This is a genomic window from Citrobacter sp. wls717 (assembly GCF_005280955.1).
Lineage (GTDB): Bacteria > Pseudomonadota > Gammaproteobacteria > Enterobacterales > Enterobacteriaceae > Citrobacter > Citrobacter werkmanii.
Genome location: NZ_SZWW01000031.1, coordinates 369,927 through 387,172, shown reverse-complemented (window position 1 = coordinate 387,172; position 17,246 = coordinate 369,927). Strand labels below are relative to the sequence as shown.

Genomic DNA, 17,246 nt, shown 5'->3' with positions numbered 1-17,246 from the left:
TCGTGGCTTTACCAGGCTAGCGTGACGTTATTGTTGATACACGATACCAGCCGTTGCTCTGCTTCCCTTCATTGGCCAGGTTGATTCTCGCGGCGCCGGATTTATCCAGCATCGCAACCTCAATCGCATATTGCCCTTTCGCCAACTGCTCCGGCATAGGCAGCGCATAGCTAACCTGATGAATTCCAGGGAGCCAATGTCGTATATCATCCGCCGCATTGCCCTGCGCCACCACCTTATTCGCACTGTCTACTACACGAAATGCCAGCGTATAGGACAGGTAGATCGGTGCCACTCCATCGTTATACCAGGTACTGTTCAACGTCAGAGTTTGTCCACTGTTCCACACTGACTCATGGCTCAGGGACGCTAAGCGAAATCGGTAGCCCAGTTTGGTCAGCGCATCGTCGACAATCGGTCGATAATCGCTGGGTATCGCTCTCGATTTCAGGTTGATGGTACTGGCATGCTGCTTGAGCGCCCAGTCAAAAATTCCCTGCACTTCGGCGCGCGTATAATGAAAAGAATTCTTCCAGTCCTGCATATACGAACAGATTTCCAGACTCACCGGCGCGCTTTTCCAGGCATCGTTAAAGCCTGCATAACTTTGCTGCGCTGCCAGTAATCGCTGAGGATAGTCATCTTGCATATGATTCCACGAGTCTGAAAACACGCGCAGGTCGCCCCAACAGTCCGCTCGCCACCCGGCCCCACGCGCCACCGCATTTGCCAGGCTTTGCCCACCGCTTATCAGCATAATTTTGGGCGTTTTGGGAAAGGCAGAAAAGTGCATCGCAACGTAGCGATCCAACTGTCCGGTGGTGTATCGCTGCATGAGTGGTTGCAGGTCGGGGAAGTTGCTGTTATGCCACTCTCCCCACGACCCCACCATGCCGATATCAACAAAAGCGAGATTCTCATTACCATCGTAGCGCTGACCCAATGCGTTGAGCAGTCGCTGGCTGTATTCGATAAACAGAGGGTCATCTAAATCCGGCACAAACGTCTTATTATCAGACGCCCAGGTCCCTTTTACACCTTTTTTAATCAGCCAGTCGGGAATTTTAGTACCGTCCGCCGGGTCGGCAAGCGCCATAAATCGTAGCCCGACATTCATCGCAGGACGCTGCGCCGCTGCGTATTTAAAGGCATCATCCACCAGCGCAAAATTGTACTGGCCCTCAACAGGTTCCAGATCTCGCCAGTAAAATCGCTCATATTCGAACCCGGTATTGGGATAATCCGCCAGACTCAGCGTTTCACCGTATCCCTGATGAAAACTGGCAACGCCAATCCCCGGATTAGTTAACGGCCCCGTCAATGCTTTGGGGGTTACGGTCGTTAATGCGGCCATGACCGACAGCGGGAGGAACATACCCAATAGCGCAGAAACCCATTTACTCTTCATCGCAGTAACGCCCCCCACTGGTTTAATCACGCTAGCGGTTTTTCAGATTTAACCACCAGTCCCAAATACCGACGTGAAAATTTTGGAATACATCAATACCTAACGCTGATTTGATCATATACAGCGTCAACAATACGCAGCAGGTGACGAACAGCACGGCGATCAACAGCAAAAAAGTGAGCAAGATCCGCGATAAAGTCGATTCCTGGCGATGCTGGCGGCGTAAATCTCTGCCAAACAAAAAAACCAGATAAAAACGTTTACTGAAAAAAGGAAAACTCCGGCGAATATCAATCTGATGCCGTGACGCCAATGTCGAGGCCAGGATCGCGTTTTCTACCCCTGCTTTTTGTTCCGGGGTCAACCCCGCCGCTATTTGCTCATCTAGGTGAGCGTAGAATCGCTCGATGACGGGAGGACGATTTTGAGGACTGGTCAAAATTAACCTATATCTTTATCAATTGAGTGATAGACGTTGACTGTCTTTTTGGCGATTTCATACCAATTATAGTTTTGCAAATATACACGATAGTCCACGCGATTGGCTGTCACCCACTGGGTTAATTTCTCGGCCAGACTGTTCACATCCCCGACCTTAAAATAGGCTTCGGCAGGTAGCTGAACTTCCAGGTTCGCCGGAATATCACTGACCACGGCGGGAAGAGAAAAGGACATCGCTTCCAGCAACGCAATAGGCAGACCTTCGTGATATGAAGGCATCACAAACAGTTTCGCCTGTGAAAATACCGCCTGCAGCTCATCACCGCGTAAAAATCCGGTCATCACGACGCCTGGCGTGTCGGCGGCCTGCTTTTTGAGGCGAATGCTGTATTCAGTCGGATGATCCGCATCGCCAATTAACACCAGCGGCATGGTCAAACCGCTTTGTTGATAAGCGGCGATGGCGTCATGCATCCCTTTTTCTTCGACAAATCGTCCAACCACCACAAGATAATCTTTCGGCTGTAGCCTAAAGCGGGAGAGCGTATTTTCGATAGTCAGCTCAGATAATAACCGCGGATCGTTCACGCCATTGTGAATTAAATGCGCGTCATAGCGACCATGTTTTTTCTGGATCAGTTGATTAATCACCTCAGAAATCACAATCACCTCGTTGGCGTATCTCACCGCCCAGCGTTCACCCAGCAACAGTATTTTTTTGGCAATGAAACCCCATTTCTGACGATCGTAGTCAGGCCCATGGTGGGTAAAAACGACCTTTTTGCCTAAAACACGTAATAATGGGATCACAAGGCCTGGTCCGATAGCATGCACATGCACAATATCCGAATGGTCGAAAACTGTCCTCAATGCCGCCAAAACGGAATGAACAATCGCTTCCAGCGAACGTTTTTTGGGCGCCCACAGCGCATAGGTTTCGACTTTCTTATACGTTGACCGTTTGTAATTCACATACGGTGAGCGAGCGATAACACAAATATCAACATCGAGCTGCTGCTTTATAGCAGGATAAAGATTCTGGCAGTGAGTCTCCACGCCACCCAACACATCCGGAATACCTCGTGTGCCAAAAACCGTTATTTTTTTCATACTATGGCCTGCTCAGCAGTTCTTTATACAGCGCCAGTAAGGTATCCATATGTTTGCTTAGCGCATATTTTTCACTTAACCGCGCACGACCATGTAACCCCATAACCCGCGCTTTCTCTGGTGCGTCAGCCAGCGTATCCATCGCATTCGCCAACGCTTGCGCATTGCCCGGCTCGAATAAAATCCCTTCGATACCGTCACGAATTTGTTCCGGGATCCCGCCAATGCGCGATCCAATCACCGGCTTGCCTAAAGCCATCGCTTCTAATATCGCCATGGAACAGTTTTCATAACATTCAGAAGGAAGGATCACCGCCCGCGCATGCTTAATAAGCTTATCGAGAGCCTCCCCTTGCTGCACATAACCTAAAAACTCGACATCCGGGTATTGGGCGACTAACTCGTCATGTAGCGGACCGTGGCCCACAATTTTTAACGGTGCCTTGTTCTGCATTTTCTTATGTGCCGCCAGCAGCGTTGCCACCCCTTTTTCACGGCTCAGGCGACCAAAGAACAACATATAGCCTTCATCGCTTGTCTCATCCAGAGGACGGCTGTCATCGACCCCATTAACGATCACATCAATGCGGGAATTCGGCAGCGTACGCAACAACACGCCGCGTAAAAAAACGCTTGGCGAAACAATTACATCCAACGCCTGGTAATTTTGCGCAATGTATTGCCAGGTTGCCTCCAGAGAGAGCAATAAGCTTTTTGAGGCGGAACCTTCCTGACAACGATACCTGAAGGCATTAAAAACCGTGCCGGTGATACAGGCATCACACACTTTGCCGTCGCGCAGCATGGAATATGCAGGGCATACAATCTTATAGTCATGCGCAGTCAGTACCGTTTTGCAGCCAAAATTGCGCGCAACTTTAATTATCGCTGGCGTTAACTGGTGGTAGATATTATGAAAATGAACGATATCCGGGCGCTCTTTTTGCAATAACGCCAGCATTTTTTTGCAGGCCTGCGAATTATGAATAAAGTTAACCGCCGTTTTGAGCCCGCCCAACAAATTACTTTCTTTGTGGTAGTCCACATTGCTGACAAAATAATCCGCATAGTCCGAAGGGAAATTTTTCTCATGCTGCATCGAGAAATCAATCACCTGCACTCCGGCCTGTTTCAGCATATCGCGCTCTTGAAAATAAACTGTTTCCGCGCCGCCTTTGATGAAAAAAAACTTATTTACTAATAAAACTTTCATGGCGTCTGCCTTAGTTATTCATGAATGATTTTACTGTCAGGCGGAGTCAACGGATCGCGTAGCGGATGTGTCAGCCCTATAACAAGTCCCGCAGAAAGCACAGCTAAGTTCATCACGCTTTGCAGGCCGTTCAATAACGACCGATTCTGCACGGTTTTCAGTATGACAAAGGCAAGCAATGGCAGAAATGCGATATCGAAAAGCTCGAGATTAAAGGTCACCGCCGCAATGAACAAAGCGACCAGGTAAACAGCAAAAATCGCCTCATTTTTAACCATCTTTAACGCGTTGATGAAATAGGGTTTTCCCCAGGCGCAGCGTAAAAATTCGCCCGGCGCCTGATAGTATTTGCTTTTCCAGCGATGCTTCAGCATCTGAAAGGTCGGCATGGTATGCGAAGTGTGAATGAAATACGGAATATTCAGACGACGTAGTTTATAACCCGCGTCAAGTAAACGCAGGCCAAGTTCGGCTTCTTCATAAGCGTGCAGATTACGGTTGGTTAGATAACCAATTTTTTCAATGGCGGAACGGCGATATAGCCCCCCGCCGCCTAAATGGTCGCTGTCCCCTACGGGATAGATTTTATTAATGCGTTGCTTACGCGATTTAAATTCATAGTTAACGGCATCGTCCATTTCGACGGTTCCCGCTACGCCTGCATATTCCGGTTCAGCCTGCAAAAACGCGACAGCCTGATCCACAAACCCTTCTTCCAGCTCCATGTCGCCATCCATCAGCAACAGATATTCCCCCTCACTATAAAGGTAACCCAACTGATGTCCGACGCCACAGCAACGATCGCCAGGATCGGTTAATGACACCACAGTCACCCCTTTATCGATCGCCAACTGCTGGGTGTTATCCGTTGACAGACTATCTGCCACAATAATTTTATGTGGATAATCAACAAGCTGTTTCCGGATACTATCAATTGTTTTCTCAATACATTCAGATTCATTGAGCGTTTTAATACTCACTGAAATAAACGGTTTATTGTCCATACAATTACCCTACGCAGCGAAGGACGGTTCGACGAATCACTAAACTTGATCCTAGTGATAAATAGAACAGGAATTGTAACATCGGTATAATCATCAGTATCTGGCTGTAAGGTAAGCTAATTAAGCAAGCAATCGCAAAAGCATTAAATGCCGGAGCAAAGCTCAACAATTGCAGATCCTGCTGGTCCAGTTGTTCAAGCATCAGTAAAGGCTTGGGCTGACATATTTTCAGGATATAAATGAATAAGCTAATGAAGAGTAACGTGCCAATCACCCCCACTTCCCACAGCAGCATACTCAGAGAAGTCGAGTCGAGGATTAAGTTATAAATAATATTCAGAAAGCCTGGCGAAACCGTACTACCACTGTTAGTGGCGTTGAGTCCATAGCCAAATAACGTTCCTGAAAGTCCCCACAGATCGTTATTTTTTAGCCAGAACAGGAAGGTCGTAAAGCGCCCTAACTCCCCGGTAGACATAATGTAGTTCGGGTCAAAAATATAGCTCAAAGAGTCGATGAAAATACTCAACGAGCTTTTCGACGGATCGCCGCCAAACGCAGTAGAATAATAATACGCAAGGATCACTATCGACAGGCTAATCAGCAGCAACATCCCCGCCACAATAACCAATAACGTCTTCAGATTAACCTTGCTAACGTCTTTAACGTAGCTCGGTGAGATCCACACCCACGCCAGGAACAGCGGCGATAGCAGGATAACGAACTTTACTTCGCCAATAATACATAGCCCGATCCCGAGAACAATGTGCAACGCCATGGATTTAAACGTGGTCAGTCCGTGCTTATACTCAGAGACCTTTAACAACATAATCAGCAGGCAAAACAGGCCCATCGCAGCAGTGTTACCGCCCCCCATCGGGTCGCCGCCAAACGTACCCACCACGGAATCCCATTTTTCATCTTCACCACGCACCGCGACACGCTGGGGAACAACCAGTAAAACCTGATAAATCATTACCGGGATCTGCGCGTAGAACACCCAGTACAAATAGCGAGTCACGCGATAAATCTGCGACTCCCGGCAAAATCCCAGCAGTAAACAGATCATCACCAGCGACAGTGCGATTTCATTTTTAAAGGCCACAATCGCGACGGTGATCCCGCCCTGAATCAGAGTTGAAGCCCCGGCCAGTATCAGGAATGAGAAATACAGCGCCAGCACAATCGTCTCCTGCGCATCCAGACGCAGCGAGCCATCCCGCGTCTGCATCACCAGTAATCCCACCATCAACAGGGTCAGAAAAAAGGGGATCCATAGCACCGACTGTATGCCGGTAAAGTATTGCACCAGGCCACACAGGATCAGGGTAACGAAGGTATAACCTTGTAAATAATATCCGGTATTCAGCGTCATAGTATCACCGGCCTGTCTTTCAGCAGATTAGCCCGCTTGTTCATTTTCAAATAAATAAAGGCGTAGCGAATAAATGTCAGTGAAGAAAACAAAATCACCGACGTTGCATAGTCTTTATAAAAATAGGGCGTCACGACAAAAGCGAATAGCACAATCGCCAGTTGCTCCAACTGGATGCGCAGAAAATAGCGATGTGAGCCAAAAATAAGCTCTATGACCGTCAGGGGGCTTATCGCCAGCGCTGGGAACAGGTAGGGTAGCATGTAGCGTGACGTTTCAATGGAGTTAATCCAGTCTTCGCTAAAACCAAGGCGCATCACAATCGGGTAGAAAATAAACACGCCAAGAGTACAGATACCCCCCAGCACCAACAGCAGCATCCGTACCCGGGTATATTCCTGATAATTAAAGGTGTTATTTCTAAAATCGATAGACCACTTGGAAAAAATAGTATTACGCACCGCGTTCCCGATGATCACCACCGGCGCCAGGCAGAAGCGGCTGACCACGGAAAAATAACCGGCTGTCAGCGCCGAAAACCAGAAGTTAATCAGCATAATCGGCAGATTGCTGCTGGCCATCGCCAACACCTCAGCGCTGCCAACTTTAGTGATGTGATGAATATTCTGTTTAAAAAAATGCCAATTGCTGGCGGGTCGCAAATGTTGGGCCGCCACCAAACGAATATCAAACGAATGCAAAATACAGCTGATGGTCAGTACCATCGTCGCGCAGGCCCATGACCAGTAGAACAGTTGCACATGGTGCGTAACCAGTATCGAAAGTAATACCACCACAGAAACAGAAATGCGCTGGAAGATCAGAAAACGAAAGTTAGCTGTGCGCAGCGACAGGTTTTCCGAGATCAGAACCCACGCCGTAGCAAGCGTCAGTAAATAGAGAAACAGTATGCTCTGGTGAAACAACCACGCGGTCAGTACAGCGTAGGGTAAGGCGATGATCGTGCTTTGTATCAGGCAAAACACGACATTCTGAACCAGTTCATCGTCCTGCTGTTTAGGAATTAACAGCTGTGACGCAAAAGTACAGACCTGAGCGCCCACCACGGCAATACTGTAGTTGAGCGCATAAAGCCCCACTTCAGCCATATCGTACTTGTGTGAGATCAACCAGATAGACAGCGCACCAATCAACTGCGAGATGACTGATGAACCGGCTATCGTGGAGGCGCTCTTCAGTAGACTCATACGCGGCCTGGCGTTGTCATCAGTTGATCGGTGCTGAAGTTCAGTGAACGCAGGCCCTCTTGTGTTTCAAGGTCCTTTTCTTCAACCGCATTCAGCACAGCGCCAATCACAACGCCATCATTTTCCTCGATCTTGTCCAGCGCGTTGGCTATATGTCCCGCCGAACCCGAGCCGGCTTTCACGATGAAAATAACGCCATCAACGGCGCGTTTGATCAATTGCACGTCCTGACTCTGATTTACCGCAGCCACATCGATAATGATGCGTTGATAGTGGGATTTCAGTTCGTGCATTAACGGCTCAAGGTGCCCGGACGACAACATCAGCAGAGAAGAGATGGTGGTCTTCCCGTGCGGGATAAAATCGAGATTATCACTGAGCTTGATCCGCGCCTGTTCAAGCTGGGTCTCCCCACGCAGCAGTTCCGCTACGCCTACGGACGTTGCCGATGCCAACTCGGATGAGAGTCCGTCAGTATTGAAGAAATCCGCATCAATAAGCAGCGTTTTCTGATCGAAACTAAAGGAATTTGCTAACAGACTCGCCAGCAAAGAGCGCCCTTCACGGTGCTCCGTCGACGCCACGGCGAGCGTCTGTAACGGTCGATTATCCAACATAATCCGGGTACGGATACCGTGCACAATATCGGCATTCAGCGGGTTCTTCAGGATCATGTCCCGCACCTGCGCGCGCCCTGAGGTTCCGCTAAAACGACGGATTTCGCCCAGCGGAGCAACGTTCAGGCGTTTTTTCATACGACTCAACGTACCGATTGAGTTGTCCATCGCCGCTTTGACAATGAAATACATGATACTGAACACCACCACCAGCAGGACCACCATCACCAACAAGAGGGATTTATTCGGCTTCGCTGGTTTTAGTGCGGGAACGGCAGGATCATATAACACCGCGTCGGCATTTACGCCGGACAGCGACAGTTCCTGAGTACGTTGATACAGCGATTTATACAGATCTTCCATTTTATCTAACGACAGCTTTTGGCTATTCCAGGCATCACGTTTTGAGGCCATTTTCTGGAAGATCTCTTTCTGTTGCTCCACCTGCTGCTGATAGTTCTTTTCATCCGCCAGCGCCGCCAGATATTGCTGACGTAACCCCACTTTCAGCTCACCCAGAACCCGTCCGGTTTGGCTTTGGATCGACTGGACATCAGCTTCTGCTTTTAAAATAGCGGGATTTTTTGGCCCGTATACTTTGCGCAGTTCAGACAACGTGCGCTGCGCCTGAATTAACGCGATACGTAAATCCTGAATCTGGGCGTGGTTAGAGACCGAAGGTAGTGAGATAACGCTCTCTACCGACCGCCCTCCGCTGTTCACCTCGTTATAGACAGATTCTGCGGCAACGCGACGCTGGGTCGCATCAGCCAGACGATTGGTGACAATACTTAACTGCTCGGTTTCAAAACCATCGATACCGCGAAAAGTCAGCAGCCCGGCGTTTTTCAGATAGCTGTCCATTTCCTCTTTTTGTTTCGCTATCGACTTCTGAATCTCTTCCATTTTTTCAAAATTCAGTTCGCGGGCTTTCTCTACTTTCAGGCGCTTTTGCTCAACCGTATAGTTGATGAACGCCTGCGCGACGCCGTTGGCAACGTCAGCAGCCATCAGCGGCGAGGGGGATTCATAGGTGATAGACGCCAGGTTCGTTGTACGAATACCGATGACATTCAGGTTTTTCGACAACGTTTTCAGCGCTTGCTCCATCCTCAACTGCCGGCTCTCATTGCTTTCCGCTCCCTGGGTACCGACTTTTTCCCCGGTAAATTCCGGGTTTTCATCCAGTTTCATATCGCGGACGGCTTGCTCAAGCACAATACGCGAATGCATCAACGCATATTGCGTTTCATAGTAACCACTGCGCGTTGAATCGAAACCATCAACCTGTGGGAATGGAGAAACGTTATCGGCCTGGGCTTTAATCAGTACCGTCGCCGTTGAGACATACTTTGAGGACATCATGCTGATTAATGGGTATGCCACGACCCCGGCAACGATACCGGCCAGTGCGATTTTCCAGGCGTTCTTTTTCAGCTCTTTGGCAAAGCGGGAGAATTCAACCGTACTTTCTCGTTTTTTGCCGTTTTCCACTATAGATAGTTTCATCGTCAGAAGAACCCCATGCCAATAATCACGACATCCCCAGGATGAACAGAGTGCGTTAAATCGACATTCTCAAGCAGCTGATTGCTCCCCGACAGGCGAATGTTGATATCTTTTCGGTCAGCACGATCTGTAAATCCGCCCGCCTGCGCAATTGATTTCTCGACGGTAAGACCTGGCTCCCAGGCAAATCCGTTCGGGCTTTTCACTTCGCCCGAAACATAGTATTTACGGAATTCGGCAATACTTACCGTCACCATCGGCGTGGTAAAGTAATCTCCCGTCAGCCGTTGAGTTAATTCGTTAGTCACCTGTTCGACAGTTTTATCTTTTAATTTAAGAGCGCCCACAAACGGGAAATTAATCTCCCCGCTCTTATCCAAAATAAACCGCATCGTCATATCAGGTTGACCGTGAACAGCGATATTGACAGTATCCCCCGCCCCAAGCCGGTAATCCTGCTGAACAGTAGCAGGATCATCCATTAATCTCGGGCTGGACGTTGTGCATCCGACCACCAGGATACTGAATAGCAAAAACGCGCACAGTTCTATTATTTTCATTTTAGATCTGAACCTTAGCTTTAAGCATAATCATAGAATTATCATAACCCAACGTTCTAATAACTTCCTGGTTGTCGTTGGGACCGATATAAAACGAGTCAGTATCCTTATTCGAATTCAATGTATCTAATTGATATTTAATCTCAAAATTAACCGATGGCGTATAGTCGTAGCTCATGGTTACACTAAATACCCCATCTTTATCATGCCGATCCTTGTTCTGTTTTTTATAGTCTTCCGCAGTGTATGAATAATCCAGCAAAGTCGAAAAACGATTCCCTAACCAGAAATGCTGGTAAGAAATGCCATACTGGGTCACTAAAATGTATCCCCCAACCTCCGACGGGTCTTTAATACTTTGTGCCGAGTGGGCTGTGAAAACCGACTGTTGCAGCGGCTTCCACTCTGCTTTTATGTCCCAGTTGAGGCCATTAAAATCATGCGAATTTGTGCTGTTTTCAAATGTTTTGTACAACCATGAAATATTCATGTCGACGTTAGTTTTTCCGGTCAACTGCGACTTCATGCCGTACAGCAAATAGTACTCATTAGTATCTTTTTCTGAGTTGTTGTCATAGCGACGCTGGTTAGTAATAAAGCTATAGCGAAAGCGTGTTCTGGATGTGTATTGGTCAAAAATTTCCGCTACCAGACTATTTTCGTGCCATTCCTGTTCCTGAATGTAATGGTAGAAATCCTCACTGGTATCCTGCACATCAGAAGTATTACCGAAAGTCAGTTTTTTGTATAACAACGCCAGTTCCGCTTTGCCACGCCCCTCTGGCGCGCCGTAGCTGTAGCGTAATTCACTGTTGATGAAATTTGTCGTCAACGGTGATTTAATCCCATACTGCTCGAACTGGCCCGGTAAAAAGCCCTCGGTAATGCCGCGGCCACGGGATTCATGTCCAAGCGAATCCTCCAGATTGAGGGTTAAGCCATGCTTGAGTCCATAACGCCAGGCCCCGTTAAAACGGAAAAAATGATCGGTGTAGTTATCAGCAGAATCGCTCGAGTAGTTACGGTAATCCCCAGAGTACATCAGTAAATACTTATCCTGACCGCGCTCGCCGATCATACTCAGCACTGGCGCTGCGCTCTGAAACGAGGAACCGACAGCATCGCTGTTATGTGGCTGATAGGTCACGTTATCATTATAACCATAATCCACAGCAACCTTGCCCTGGAAGTCGATCCCCGCAAAGCCTATGTGTGATTTCGGTGTTAAATCAGCCCATGCGGACTGCGTTATCACGATTCCGGCAATAACGATTAATTTAGTATGCATTCTTACCGACAAATCCTTTGAAAATGGTTTTAATGATAATTTTTATATCCAGCCATAATGACCAGTTTTGAATGTACTCAATATCGTACTGAACCCGTTTTTCCATCTTATAAAGCGCATCGATTTCCCCACGAAAACCGTTAATCTGCGCAAGTCCGGTGATGCCAGGCTTTACCTTATGGCGGATCATGTAATTTTCGACCTGTTTACGATACTGCTCATTATGCGTAACCGCATGGGGTCTGGGACCCACAATCGACATACTTCCCTGCAATACGTTAATAAATTGCGGAAGTTCATCCAACGATGTACGACGTAAGAAGCTACCGAATTTCGTCACCCGCGGATCGTTTTTCGTGGCCTGAATTACCGTCCCGGAATTCTCCATAACGCGCATAGTGCGAAATTTCCAGACCTTAATTTTTTGCCCACTCAGGCCATACCTGTCTTGTTTGAAAAAAACCGGCCCACGCGAAGTGAGTTTGATACCAATAGCAATAACCAACATCAGCGACGAAATCATCAGCATAATGATACTGCCAAGCACCAAATCTTCCGCCCGCTTAATAAACGAACCCGCCCCTTCAAACGGTGAGCTAAAGATACCGATGGTTTGCAGGTTGTGGATAGAGCGTAGCTTGGACATATTGTTGCTGTAGGTATAAAAGTCAGGAACAATATAGGTATCTACGGTGGTGTCTGACATCATAGCCAGGAAATGGCGGATGCGGTGCAGCGCCACCATCGGTAAAGCGATATATATTTCGTCAATATTTCCCAGTCGGGCTTCCTCAACCAGATTAATCACCGGGCCACGAAAGGGGCTTTTGATCTTATCAACAATGTCGCCACAGCGCGATAACGCACGCTCATCATAAAAAGCCAGATCCAATTTGATATTGGCGTACTCATACAGTAACGCGCTTTCCGCGGCCAGACCATTATCGGTCAAACCAATAATCGCCACGCGCATACTCTTTTTCGTTGAATATTTAAAAATAAAAAAGCGAATGTAATAAAGAAAAGGTAATGGAATGAAGTACCAGTAAATAATGGCAGAATAAAAAGGCGAAGGTAAGCGGTCTAAGTAACCGAGGGACGCCGGTTCTGCCACTGTCATACTCACCAGCTCGTTAAAAAAAATAGCCAGCAGCGTACAAAAAAGTAACCGTTTTTGATTACGTAAACCAATCGTTTTAATTTTTTGCTGATAAATCTTGATATATTCAGCAAACAGCAAAAAAAAGACTGAAAACAGAATGCTCAGAATAGCAATGGTGTTAAATGGCATCAACCCCAGCAGATGGGCACTAAAAATTAGCGTCACATTAATAACGATAAAATCAACCAGTTTTAAAAAGACTGGATATCCTTGACTGCTAATCTTTAGCGATTTTTTTAGCATATCTCAGCCCATTATCTATTGATATTTAATTATTTTTTTCTCATTTCATGTTGCTAATTATATCACAAGTCTAAAAAACGCAATGACCCATTGTCAGTAAATGTAAAAAATAATGTTTATTAGTGTGATGCAAACCACTCATTCATTCTCATCATTATGATTTTAAAGAAAATTAATGCAACATAAGTTTTAACCACCAAATCAAAAAAGTTCATTTTTTACAACAAAATCATCATTGACAATTAACAAAACATGGTCTATGAAAAAAAGTTTTATGTATGACAAATTTCACTACGGCTTTGCTTGATTTATTCTGAACCCACCTTTCATTGTGGCTAAACGCTGTAATTAAATAACAACAAATACCTTATAGTGATATTTAAAAACGCAACAATAACAAAGTTAATTACTTTTAATTATATTTGAGTGCCGGCGCCACAATAAAAACATATCAGGCAGCAACGCTTAAAAAGCGCACCCGCACGCTTAACCCACCTAATGTTTCGCTGCGTGCCAGCTGCGGATGCGTCCGGTGTAAGCGAGCAATGTCGTTAACCAGCGCCAGACCAATTCCTGCGCCAGGGACATTGCCAACGTTATCGAGTCGATGAAACGGTAGCATCGCCTGATGAACCATCTGGTCATCTATACCTGGCCCGCTATCCTCAATCATCAGCACCACGGCTTCGCCTTCACGCTGCAGTCGGGCAGTCACCACCCCATGCGCAGGGGTGTATTTCAGGGCGTTATCCAGTAGATTTCCACACAGCTCGCCGAGCAGGACTTCATCGCCCTCAATCCACACCGCGCCCTGTTCCCCCTCATAACCCAGATCGATAGCTTTACTGCGCGCCTGCGCCAGCCGGGTAAAACAGCTGCTTTGCACCACCTCATACAAATTAACCGGTGAGAAGTGCTTTTCTTCCTGCTCTTTGCGCTTCACTGCCGACAGCTGAAGCAGCCTTTCCGTCAGCTGAATAGTGTTATCCAGAGTCACGCTCATGGCCTGTAAACTCTCGAACCATTGCTGAGGCTGCGGGCTGGCGAGGGCTACCGCCGCCTGAGTTTTCAGTACCGCTAACGGCGTTTTAAGCTGATGGGATGCGTCCGCGCTGAAGCGTTCCTGACGAGAGATAAGGCCACGAAGTCGGTCCAGATAGCGGTTGAATGCCACAATCAGCAGACGGGTTTCCGACCACGGCAACAGCTCCGGCAACGGCGTCAGCAGCCCAGGCTCACGACGCACCATCAGCGATGACAACTGGCGCATCGGACGTAGCACCCGGCGTAGCAGCCAGCCAACCAGCACCAGCGTGAGCATTACCAGCAGTCCTTGCGAAACCCACGAGGAGAACAGCAGCTGTCGCGCCAGATAACGCCGCGATTGCAGCGTTTCAGCGACATAAATTTCCGCCATACCGGTAATGCCGCCCTCGTTGACTGGCTGAAGAAGACGTGCCACGCGGATTGCCTCGCCGCGATATTCAGTGTGATAAAACCACGCCAGCGCCGGATAAAGCCGGGTGCGCGAGGTTGCAGGCGGCATCGCAGGTAAATCGTCATAACCTGATATCACCTTCCCCGCCGGGTCGACCACTTTGTAATACAGCCTGTCATTCATATTCAGTTCAAAACTGTCCAACACCACCCACGGCACATTCACTTCCAGTCGTTTATTACGTACCACTAACCGCTCAGAGACGGTTCTGGCGGACGAGAGCAGGGTCCGATCATACGCCTGCGTCGCCGCCTGTAACGCGCTGACATAGCTGTTAAATGCCGACAGTCCCCACAGCAACAGCAGCGGTAATCCCAGAAACATCAGCAGTTGCAGATACAACGACTGGGGCTTAACCCATTTCATCGCTACGCTCCAGCACATAGCCCAGACCACGTAACGTGGCGATGCGCACATCGCTTCCCTGAAGTTTTTTACGCAGACGATGGATGTACAGTTCGATACTTTCGGGGCTGACCTCATCGCTTAGACTGAAAACCTGTTCAAACAACTGCTGGCGCGAAACCGGACGCAGGCGACGGTACATCAGCACCGTCAGCAGAGCCTGTTCACGCGGCGTAAGCGCCAACGGCTGTCCCTGTAACATAAAATAGCCTTCATCGTGAAACGCCAGCGCCCCCAGTTGCTGTATGCCTTGCACCTGCCCCGCGCTGCGACGAAGCAAAGCCCGCAGCCGGGCATCAAGCTCTTCGATTTCAAACGGTTTTGCCAGATAGTCATCGGCCCCGACGTTTAACCCTTTCACCCTGTCGGCCACCGCGCCGCGCGCCGTCAACAGCAGAACGGGGAGCGTCTGACCGCGCTTGCGCAGCCGTTGGACGACTTCAAGACCGTCCAGCCCCGGCATATTGATGTCCAGCACCGCCAGCGCATACGTTTCGCTATGTAAAAGATGGTCGGCCGCCAGGCCATCAAAAACGCAGTCGACGGCAAAACCGTTTTGCACCAGCGCTTTCTCCAGCCAGTGAGCTAACTCACGGTTATCTTCCGCTAATAAGAGACGCATATCACATCCTGTAAAGTTTCTGCCGCATTGAAAGGGAATTGAAAGGTTAATGTTTTAACAATCACGCAACCGAACTGCTACACATCGGCTCACATAATCACAAAAATCTTCTTCCGTACCCGAAAATCCGGTTTTCCGGTGTGAGGATAAACAATGAAAAAACAATTACTTCGTACCCTTACTGCAAGCATTTTACTGATGAGTACCTCTGTTCTGGCAGAACAAGCGCCATCGCGCACCGAATGTATCGCCCCAGCGAAACCCGGCGGTGGCTTCGATCTCACCTGCAAACTGATTCAGGTGAGCATGATGGAAACCGGCGCTATCGAAAAACCAATGCGCGTAACCTACATGCCCGGCGGCGTTGGCGCTGTGGCCTATAACGCAATCGTCGCTCAACGCCCGGCTGAAGCGGGTACCGTGGTGGCTTTCTCCGGCGGCTCCCTGTTGAACCTGTCCCAAGGTAAATTTGGTCGCTATGGCGTGGATGACGTGCGCTGGTTGGCAAGCGTGGGCACGGATTACGGCATGATAGCCGTACGCCAGGACTCACCATGGAAGACGCTGAAAGATCTGCTGACGGCAATGGAAAAAGATCCTAACAGTGTAGTTATTGGCGCGGGTGCCTCAATCGGTAGTCAGGACTGGATGAAGTCGGCGCTGCTGGCGCAAAAAGCCAACGTCGATCCGCACAAGATGCGCTATGTGGCCTTTGAGGGCGGCGGCGAACCGGTTACCGCGCTGATGGGCAATCACGTGCAGGTAGTTTCCGGCGATCTCAGCGAGATGGTGCCTTATCTCAGCGGCGACAAAATCCGCGTGCTCGCGGTGTTCTCTGAAGAACGCCTGCCGGGTCAGTTAGCCAATGTGCCAACGGCCAAAGAGCAGGGTTACGACCTGGTGTGGCCAATCATTCGTGGCTTCTACGTTGGACCAAAAGTCAGCGATGCCGAATACCAGTGGTGGGTCGATGCCTTTAACAAACTCCAGCAGACTGAGGAATTTAAAAAGCAGCGCGATCTCCGCGGCCTGTTCGAGTTCAACATGAGCGGTAAGCAGCTCGACGAGTACGTGAAGAAGCAGGTCACGGATTATCGTGAGCAGGCGAAAGCCTTCGGTCTGGCGAAATAAGCGCAGAGGCAAAGATGATGAGCGATCGTATTTTTGCAGGTATCTGGCTGTTGCTCTGTATAGCCGGGCTGTTCGTGGCCTGGCAAATCACCAGCGAATACAGCTATGAGCCGGTTGGCCCGCGCCCCTTTCCGCTGGGCATTATCAGTCTGATGCTGTTATGCGCCGTGGCGCTGCTGTTGCGCCACCCGGACACCATCAGTTGGCCTCGCCGCCATGTGCTGCAAAAGCTGCTGACGATGGTGATTGTTCTGTTGATGTACGCCTGGGGTTTTGAATGGCTCGGTTTTCCCATCGCCACCGCCATTCTCACCGTGGTGATTGGCATGCTGTTCGGCGCAACCATTCCGGCTGCGGGTATTTCCGGCGCGGTGCTCGGCATTCTGTTGTGGTATGCCTTCGACCGGCTGCTTGACGTCACCTTACCACTCGGCGCCTGGCTGGGTTAACGG

Annotated in this window: 15 protein-coding genes; 2 read left to right on the top strand and 13 right to left on the bottom strand. The window is 48.8% G+C overall.

Annotated features, from left to right (window positions below):
- Nucleotides 1-16 precede the first annotated feature (16 nt).
- The 13 genes from FDX09_RS16680 to tctD form a co-directional block, all read right to left on the bottom strand.
- Nucleotides 17-1,408: a DUF4832 domain-containing protein gene (locus FDX09_RS16680; RefSeq protein WP_137347545.1), complete on the bottom strand. Its 1,392-nt coding sequence runs from the start codon at nt 1,406-1,408 to the stop codon at nt 17-19.
- Nucleotides 1,409-1,439: 31 nt separating this feature from the next.
- Nucleotides 1,440-1,847: a hypothetical protein gene (locus FDX09_RS16675; RefSeq protein WP_137347544.1), complete on the bottom strand. Its 408-nt coding sequence runs from the start codon at nt 1,845-1,847 to the stop codon at nt 1,440-1,442.
- Nucleotides 1,848-1,849: 2 nt separating this feature from the next.
- Complete coding sequence (locus FDX09_RS16670; protein ID WP_137347543.1) at nt 1,850-2,959, bottom strand: glycosyltransferase family 4 protein; 1,110 nt, start codon at nt 2,957-2,959, stop codon at nt 1,850-1,852.
- A gap of 1 nt (nt 2,960) precedes the next feature.
- Nucleotides 2,961-4,172: a glycosyltransferase family 4 protein gene (locus tag FDX09_RS16665; protein WP_069324606.1), complete on the bottom strand. Its 1,212-nt coding sequence runs from the start codon at nt 4,170-4,172 to the stop codon at nt 2,961-2,963.
- 14 nt (nt 4,173-4,186) lie between these two features.
- Nucleotides 4,187-5,176 carry a glycosyltransferase gene (locus tag FDX09_RS16660; RefSeq protein ID WP_087856204.1) on the bottom strand — a complete coding sequence of 330 codons (990 nt, stop codon included), beginning with the start codon at nt 5,174-5,176 and terminating at the stop codon, nt 4,187-4,189.
- Between the two features lie 4 nt (nt 5,177-5,180).
- Nucleotides 5,181-6,551, bottom strand: coding sequence for a hypothetical protein (locus FDX09_RS16655; RefSeq protein WP_038632883.1), 1,371 nt, complete (start codon nt 6,549-6,551; stop codon nt 5,181-5,183).
- Nucleotides 6,548-7,759: a capsular biosynthesis protein gene (locus FDX09_RS16650; protein WP_137347542.1), complete on the bottom strand. Its 1,212-nt coding sequence runs from the start codon at nt 7,757-7,759 to the stop codon at nt 6,548-6,550. Before FDX09_RS16650 ends, FDX09_RS16655 begins: the two co-directional genes overlap by 4 nt.
- Nucleotides 7,756-9,885 carry a tyrosine-protein kinase domain-containing protein gene (locus FDX09_RS16645; protein WP_137347541.1) on the bottom strand — a complete coding sequence of 710 codons (2,130 nt, stop codon included), beginning with the start codon at nt 9,883-9,885 and terminating at the stop codon, nt 7,756-7,758. The genes FDX09_RS16650 and FDX09_RS16645 overlap by 4 nt, the downstream gene beginning before the upstream one ends.
- 2 nt (nt 9,886-9,887) lie before the next feature.
- On the bottom strand, nt 9,888-10,445 hold the full coding sequence (locus FDX09_RS16640; protein ID WP_038632893.1) for a polysaccharide biosynthesis/export family protein: 558 nt from the start codon (nt 10,443-10,445) through the stop codon (nt 9,888-9,890).
- A 1-nt stretch (nt 10,446) separates the two neighbouring features.
- Entirely contained in the window at nt 10,447-11,733 is a 1,287-nt protein-coding gene (locus FDX09_RS16635) for an outer membrane beta-barrel protein (RefSeq protein WP_038632896.1), read from the bottom strand.
- Entirely contained in the window at nt 11,723-13,138 is a 1,416-nt protein-coding gene (locus tag FDX09_RS16630; RefSeq protein ID WP_038632899.1) for an undecaprenyl-phosphate glucose phosphotransferase, read from the bottom strand. Before FDX09_RS16630 ends, FDX09_RS16635 begins: the two co-directional genes overlap by 11 nt.
- 451 nt (nt 13,139-13,589) lie before the next feature.
- Nucleotides 13,590-15,002, bottom strand: a complete 1,413-nt coding sequence (locus FDX09_RS16625) for a sensor histidine kinase (RefSeq protein WP_085048893.1) — start codon at nt 15,000-15,002, stop codon at nt 13,590-13,592.
- Entirely contained in the window at nt 14,989-15,663 is a 675-nt protein-coding gene (tctD, locus tag FDX09_RS16620) for a transcriptional regulator TctD (RefSeq protein WP_137347540.1), read from the bottom strand. Before tctD ends, FDX09_RS16625 begins: the two co-directional genes overlap by 14 nt.
- Nucleotides 15,664-15,816: 153 nt before the next feature.
- On the opposite strand from tctD, the gene FDX09_RS16615 reads away from it, so the two are divergent.
- The gene (locus tag FDX09_RS16615) at nt 15,817-16,794 is read left to right on the top strand and encodes a tripartite tricarboxylate transporter substrate binding protein (RefSeq protein ID WP_038632908.1); all 978 of its coding nucleotides are present in this window, start codon (nt 15,817-15,819) and stop codon (nt 16,792-16,794) included.
- A gap of 14 nt (nt 16,795-16,808) precedes the next feature.
- Nucleotides 16,809-17,243: a tripartite tricarboxylate transporter TctB family protein gene (locus FDX09_RS16610; protein ID WP_087856208.1), complete on the top strand. Its 435-nt coding sequence runs from the start codon at nt 16,809-16,811 to the stop codon at nt 17,241-17,243.
- Nucleotides 17,244-17,246 lie beyond the last annotated feature (3 nt).

Excerpts from the sequence above, each read along its gene's own strand:
- FDX09_RS16680 (WP_137347545.1), bottom strand. The coding sequence starts at position 1,408 with ATGAAGAGTAAATGGGTTTCTGCGCTATTGGGTATGTTCCTCCCGCTG.
- FDX09_RS16640 (WP_038632893.1), bottom strand. The coding sequence starts at position 10,445 with ATGAAAATAATAGAACTGTGCGCGTTTTTGCTATTCAGTATCCTGGTG.
- FDX09_RS16615 (WP_038632908.1), top strand. The coding sequence starts at position 15,817 with ATGAAAAAACAATTACTTCGTACCCTTACTGCAAGCATTTTACTGATG.
- FDX09_RS16645 (WP_137347541.1), bottom strand. The coding sequence starts at position 9,885 with ATGAAACTATCTATAGTGGAAAACGGCAAAAAACGAGAAAGTACGGTT.
- FDX09_RS16635 (WP_038632896.1), bottom strand. The coding sequence starts at position 11,733 with ATGCATACTAAATTAATCGTTATTGCCGGAATCGTGATAACGCAGTCC.
- FDX09_RS16670 (WP_137347543.1), bottom strand. The coding sequence starts at position 2,959 with ATGAAAAAAATAACGGTTTTTGGCACACGAGGTATTCCGGATGTGTTG.
- FDX09_RS16660 (WP_087856204.1), bottom strand. The coding sequence starts at position 5,176 with ATGGACAATAAACCGTTTATTTCAGTGAGTATTAAAACGCTCAATGAA.
- tctD (WP_137347540.1), bottom strand. The coding sequence starts at position 15,663 with ATGCGTCTCTTATTAGCGGAAGATAACCGTGAGTTAGCTCACTGGCTG.
- FDX09_RS16650 (WP_137347542.1), bottom strand. The coding sequence starts at position 7,759 with ATGAGTCTACTGAAGAGCGCCTCCACGATAGCCGGTTCATCAGTCATC.
- FDX09_RS16625 (WP_085048893.1), bottom strand. The coding sequence starts at position 15,002 with ATGAAATGGGTTAAGCCCCAGTCGTTGTATCTGCAACTGCTGATGTTT.
- FDX09_RS16665 (WP_069324606.1), bottom strand. The coding sequence starts at position 4,172 with ATGAAAGTTTTATTAGTAAATAAGTTTTTTTTCATCAAAGGCGGCGCG.
- FDX09_RS16655 (WP_038632883.1), bottom strand. The coding sequence starts at position 6,551 with ATGACGCTGAATACCGGATATTATTTACAAGGTTATACCTTCGTTACC.
- FDX09_RS16630 (WP_038632899.1), bottom strand. The coding sequence starts at position 13,138 with ATGCTAAAAAAATCGCTAAAGATTAGCAGTCAAGGATATCCAGTCTTT.
- FDX09_RS16610 (WP_087856208.1), top strand. The coding sequence starts at position 16,809 with ATGATGAGCGATCGTATTTTTGCAGGTATCTGGCTGTTGCTCTGTATA.